This window comes from Thermohalobaculum sp. (assembly GCF_058622915.1).
This window is the reverse complement of the sequence record NZ_JBZSYN010000141.1, coordinates 1-5,321: the sequence shown is the minus strand read 5'-3', so window position 1 is coordinate 5,321 and position 5,321 is coordinate 1. Positions and strand designations below refer to the sequence as shown.

The window sequence follows — 5,321 nt, the reverse complement described above, 5'->3', positions numbered from 1 at the left end:
GTCGATCACTCGCCCCCGAAGGTCCGCCGAATAGGCCCTGCTCATGCCCTGCCTCGTCGTTGTTTGAGGCAGAGACTCGAACGTCAGAGCGCCCCTGTGAACCCCGCCAATGACTCGGCAAAGCCGGAACGCGCTCTAGCCACTGTCGGCGGTGCGCGCCGGGACGATGCGACGGCACATGCGCCCGGCTTCACCGCATGCAGAGATTGCAGAGGGTCTTGTGACGGGCGGATCCGGCAAGCCTATTGCGCAACATCAGCCGGTGCCGGATTTCATGAACCATCCCGCTGATCGGGTGCCGGGCGTCAATCCGTGGCAGGCCGCGTGGTGTTGGGCAAGGAGCGATCGAAGACGGTCAAACTGGCCGCTGAAGACCCGAGACGGTCGGCAGCTATGAGGCCCTCCATATCCAAGTGCTGTAAGTCAGAGCTGGCCCTGAGTGGGGGGCCCGTTTATCAATCCTGACCCAGCGGCCCAGGATCGAGATCGGCGGCGATGAATGTCCAGAATCATGCCAGCATTCCGGACAGGCTCTGCATGGCTTGATGAATTCGTGTTTATCTCGCTCCGGCCGATCCGCTAGACAGGCGGAAATGCGCGGACAGCCGGAAGGGGCGCAGGAATGTCGGCTGAAAAAGTGGACACGCTGGTGGTTGGTGGCGGCCAGGCCGGGCTGGCCATGAGCGAGCACCTGGGCAAGGCAGGCGTGCCCCATCTGGTTCTCGAGCGACACCGGATCGCCGAGCGCTGGCGCTCGGCAAGATGGGACTCCCTGGTCGCCAACGGTCCGGCCTGGCACGATCGGTTTCCCGGCATGGAATTTGCGGAAATCGATCCGGATGCGTTCGCCCCGAAGGAGACGATCGCGGATTATTTCGTCGCCTACGCGAAAAGGATCGCTGCCCCGATCCGCTGCGGGGTGGAGGTCAGGGAGGTACGCAGGAACGTCGGTCGCGCCGGCTTCCGGGTCGAGACCTCGGCCGGCCCGATCGAAGCCGATAGGGTGGTCGCCGCCACCGGACCCTTCCAGCGCCCCGTCATCCCGGCCATTGTCCCCGATTTCCCAAGGATCACACAGCTCCATTCCAGCGCCTACCGCAACCCCGGACAGTTGCCCCAGGGGGCGGTGCTGGTGGTCGGAGCCGGCTCGTCGGGGGTCCAGATCGCCGACGAGCTCGTGGAGGCGGGCCGACGCGTCTGGCTTTCGGTGGGCCCGCACGATCGTCCGCCGCGGGCCTATCGCGGGCGCGACTACTGCTGGTGGCTCGGGGTTTTGGGCAAGTGGGACGCCCAGGCTCGGGAGCCGGGCACGGAACATGTCACGATCGCGGTCAGCGGTGCGCATGGCGGCCGGACGGTCGACTTTCGCCACCTTGCCGCCCGAGGCATGACGCTGGTCGGCCGGACGGTGTCCTGCAGCGAGGGCGTCGTCACCTTTGCGCCGGATCTTGCGCACAATATTGCGAAGGGGGATGCCTACTACCTATCGCTGCTGGACGAGGCCGACGCCTACATTGTCCGCAACGGTCTCGACTTTCCCGAGGAAACCGATGCCCGCAGGATCGAACCGGACCCGCCCTGCGTGACAGATCCCGTCCTCGAGCTGAACCTGGCACGGGCCGGAATAGCGTCGATTATCTGGGCCACGGGCTACGCCCTGGATTTCAGCTGGCTGAAGGTCGATGCGTTCGATGAAAATGGCAGGCCGAAGCATGAGCGAGGTGTCTCGGCCGAGCCCGGTATCTATTTCCTGGGCTTGCCATGGCTGTCACGCAGGGGGTCCAGCTTCATCTGGGGCGTTTGGCACGACGCGCGGTATCTTGCGGACCACATCTGCACGCAGCGCAGCTATCTGGCATATCATCCGTCGGCCAGACGCAGGACCGAGCACGCATAGCCAGTGACAACGCTAGCGACACATGGCCCAGACATGGATAGTTGATCGGAGGACGACCAAGATGGCGCATACCCGCCTTCGCAAGTTCAACACCAAGGACACCTATCCGGAGCAAATCCTCGACAACGATCTTTGCCAAGCAGTCGTCACCCGGGGAGGGCGGATCGTGTGGTTGCGCGGCCAGTGCCCGCAGAGCCTCGACGACGCTGTCAGCATCGACAGCCACGACCCGGTCGTGCAGACACACAAGGTCATGCAGAACATCAAGCAGGTGCTGGAGGAGGCCGGCGGAAGCATGGAGCATTTGGTCAAGATCGTCGTCTACCTCACGGATGTGCGCCATCGCGAGGCCGTCTACCGCACCATGGGTGAGTATATTAAAGGCGTGCATCCGGTCTCGACCGGGCTAGTGGTCCAGGCCCTGGCCCGGCCCGAGTGGCTGGTCGAGATCGACGGCACCGCTGTGATCCCGGAGTGATGCGATGACGTTCTCGCTGGTTGCCCGTTGCCCCGACAGCGGCATGTTTGGCGTCGCGATCTCTTCCTCCTCGCCGGCCGTCGCCGCGCGCTGCTCCTACGCCCGTGCCGGCGTCGGTGCGGTGGCCTCGCAGAACGTCACGGACCCGACCCTGGGGCCGCTCGCGCTCGACCTGATGGAACGGGGGGTAAGTGCTTCCGAGGCCATCGACGAGGTGAAGCGGCGCGGCAGGTTCATCGAGTACCGGCAGGTGCTCGCGGTCGATAAGGATGGGCGCACGGCCATTCATTCCGGGTCAAACTCCCTTGGCATCTGGGCCGAGGCACAGGCCCGCGACGTTGCCTCCGGCGGCAATCTGCTGGCCAACGACGGCGTGCCGCAGGCCATCGTCGACGGATTTCTCGGCACATCCGGCCATCTGGGCGACCGGTTGATCGCCGCCCTGCGCGCCGGTCTGGCCGCGGGCGGCGAGGCCGGCCCGGTGCATTCCGCCGGTCTCAAGCTCGTCGACAATGTGAGCTGGCCGGTCGCCGACCTGCGCTGCGACTGGACCGAAGACTGCCCTATCGCTGCCCTTGCCGGGGCCTGGGAAATCTACAAGCCGCAGCTGGACGCCTATATCCGTCGTGCCCTCGACCCGCGCGAGGCACCCTCCTACGGCGTTCCCGGTGACCAGTGACACGAATGGCCCGGCAGTGACCGGAGCCTGGCGCTGCCTGGCCGCCGCCGCCGTTTCTTTGCCGCCACCGACCCCGGCCTGCGGGGTTTGGAAAAATTTAGCAAGGCGGCCTCGCACCGACTCGCCAATTTGCCTCGCCGCTTGGGGCTGCTGGCGAATGAATTGCAATTGGGCAACAACGGGAGATGCAGATAGAACGGTACTGTGGAATTTGCTGTTTAATACGCCCGCGTCCGATAAATAGTCGTCGATCGTGGCCCGGGTGGGGTGTCCGGTGACGCGTTCCGAGCGCAAAATTGACTGACTCAGCCAGCTTTGGCCGCGTTCAGCCCAGCGGGCATAGCCCAGTGCCGCCTGGCACCGTCCTGATGGTCAGCTTGCTCTTCGCGACGATCCCGGTCCTGCTGGCGGCGCCGAACCCGCTGACGGTCGACGGGGCCCAGCTTGCGATCATGCCCGATGACGCGATGCGCCTGGTACAGGCGCGGGACTTCTTCCAAGGTCAGGGCTGGTTTGACCTGCACCAGCACCGGCTTGGGGCGGCGAACGCAGCACCAATGCACTGGTCGCGCGTGATCGATCTGCCGCTGGCGCTGCTGATGGCGATCTTCACCCCCTGGGTCGGCGAGAAGCAGGCCGTGCTGGCTAGTGCCGTCGTCTGGCCGATGTTCTGCAGCTTTCTCTACGTTCTGGCGAGCGGGGCGATAGGCGCTTGGGTGGCGGGCAGGCGCGGGCTCATCTGCGTAGGGTTCATCGCGGCCGTTGCAGTCTACTACGCTATGCCACCCGGCCGGGTCGACTACCATTACGTCCAGACGATCCTGATGATGACGGCGGCGCTCCTGCTGCTTCCTGGCGGCGGGCGCGCCCTCGAACCGGCACTGGCGGCGGCGCTCGCATGCCTGTCACTGTCGATCGGGCTCGAGGAGTTGCCGGTGATCATCGTGGTTTCGGCGGTCATGGCGGTGCGATGGGCGTTCGGAGGACGCGATGCGCGCCGGCAGGCGATCGCCTTTCTCGCCGTTCTCGCGCTCGGCACGCCTCTGGCCATGGTGTTGACGGTTCCACCCGCCCAGCGTCTGGTCGGCTGGTGCGATGCGCTCTCGATCGTCTATGTCACGGCGATCGTGCTGGGCGCCGGAATCAGCGCGCTCGCCGCCCGGGTTCTGCCAGCAGATGGACATCGCGGCTGGCGCATCGCGGCCCTTGCGGTGGCTGTCTCGGTGCCGACCGCGGTCGTGCTCCGGTCCTATCCCGAATGCCTCGCCGGGCCTTATGCCCAGCTCGATCCGGAGACCATGGATTGGATCAGGCACCGGATGGAGGCGCGCAATTTCGTTCAGATCCTTGGCAGCTCGCAGGTGGTGCAGATCTACATGCTGACGCTCTGGCCGCTGGTCGGCCTTGCTGGCCTAGCGCTCGGCGCCTGGACGGCGCCGGCAGGAAGGCGCCAGGGCTGGATTGTCCTGGGCGCGGTCCTGGTCACGGGTTGGGCGATCTCGTTGAGCGAACTCCGCGGCACAAACAGCTCGCTACCATTCAGCGCCTTCGGTGCGGCCTATCTGATGGCCTCGGTGTCGGCCCTGCCCGGCCTCGTGAATGTCCTGAAGCCCGCACTCCTGGTCGCGATCTGGCTGACGCAGACTCCCTTCCCGACGAGGCTGGTCGAGCTGCCGGGCGGGGGGGACGCCACGGCCAAAGGCGCCAAGGTGCGCGCCATGTACGCCGACTGCGCCGGCGAGAAACAGATGGCGCAGGTGGCAGCGCTGCCGCCCGGCCGGGTGGCGACCTCAATCGAGTTCGGATCCTATGTACTCCTGCGCACGCCCCACTGGGTGCTCGGCTCGCCGCATCACCGCAACTATGCCGGCAACCTCGCCGCTATCCGACTGGCCAAAGCGGACCGCAAGCAGGCCTACCGGATTCTGCGCGACTGGCGGATCGACTATGTCCTGGTCTGCGATCGCGCGGCCTACGCGCCCTGGTCGGGCGTCGACAAGAGTTCCGGGGCCGAAGCGGAGCGGCCGTCATGGCTAAAGCCCCTTCCAAGCGTTGAGCCGTTGCGCATATTCCGCTTCGTTCCCGGTTGAGCTTCCCGGCTTAATTTTCTGGCAAAAGGGAACGCTTGGCTGTTTAACTATGCCCTTGCTCGCTTGCGTTTCCTGCGGAAGCCGATCATGGCGCAGTTGTCCGAGTCGAGAACGGACCATGCGGTGCCGGACGCGGTGCCGGAAGTGACCATTCTCATCCCGTGCCTGAACGAAGCC

4 protein-coding genes are annotated in these 5,321 nt (G+C 65.5%); all 4 read left to right on the top strand.

Features of this window, described 5'->3' with window-relative positions:
* The first annotated feature begins 622 nt into the window (after nucleotides 1–622).
* The 4 genes from AC32QD_RS11175 (at nucleotide 623) to AC32QD_RS11160 (ending at nucleotide 5,144) form a co-directional block, all read left to right on the top strand.
* Nucleotides 623–1,897 carry a flavin-containing monooxygenase gene (locus AC32QD_RS11175; RefSeq protein ID WP_492010579.1) on the top strand — a complete coding sequence of 425 codons (1,275 nt, stop codon included), beginning with the start codon at nucleotides 623–625 and terminating at the stop codon, nucleotides 1,895–1,897.
* Nucleotides 1,898–1,958: 61 nt separating this feature from the next.
* Nucleotides 1,959–2,375, top strand: a complete 417-nt coding sequence (locus AC32QD_RS11170) for a RidA family protein (RefSeq protein WP_492010578.1) — start codon at nucleotides 1,959–1,961, stop codon at nucleotides 2,373–2,375.
* Between the two features lie 4 nt (nucleotides 2,376–2,379).
* Complete coding sequence (locus tag AC32QD_RS11165) at nucleotides 2,380–3,054, top strand: DUF1028 domain-containing protein (RefSeq protein WP_492010577.1); 675 nt, start codon at nucleotides 2,380–2,382, stop codon at nucleotides 3,052–3,054.
* Nucleotides 3,055–3,422: 368 nt separating this feature from the next.
* The gene (locus tag AC32QD_RS11160) at nucleotides 3,423–5,144 is read left to right on the top strand and encodes a hypothetical protein (RefSeq protein WP_492010576.1); all 1,722 of its coding nucleotides are present in this window, start codon (nucleotides 3,423–3,425) and stop codon (nucleotides 5,142–5,144) included.
* The last annotated feature ends 177 nt before the right edge of the window (nucleotides 5,145–5,321 follow it).

Coding starts and splice junctions, on each gene's coding strand:
- AC32QD_RS11175 (WP_492010579.1), top strand. CDS start 623: ATGTCGGCTGAAAAAGTGGACACGCTGGTGGTTGGTGGCGGCCAGGCC.
- AC32QD_RS11170 (WP_492010578.1), top strand. CDS start 1,959: ATGGCGCATACCCGCCTTCGCAAGTTCAACACCAAGGACACCTATCCG.
- AC32QD_RS11165 (WP_492010577.1), top strand. CDS start 2,380: ATGACGTTCTCGCTGGTTGCCCGTTGCCCCGACAGCGGCATGTTTGGC.
- AC32QD_RS11160 (WP_492010576.1), top strand. CDS start 3,423: ATGGTCAGCTTGCTCTTCGCGACGATCCCGGTCCTGCTGGCGGCGCCG.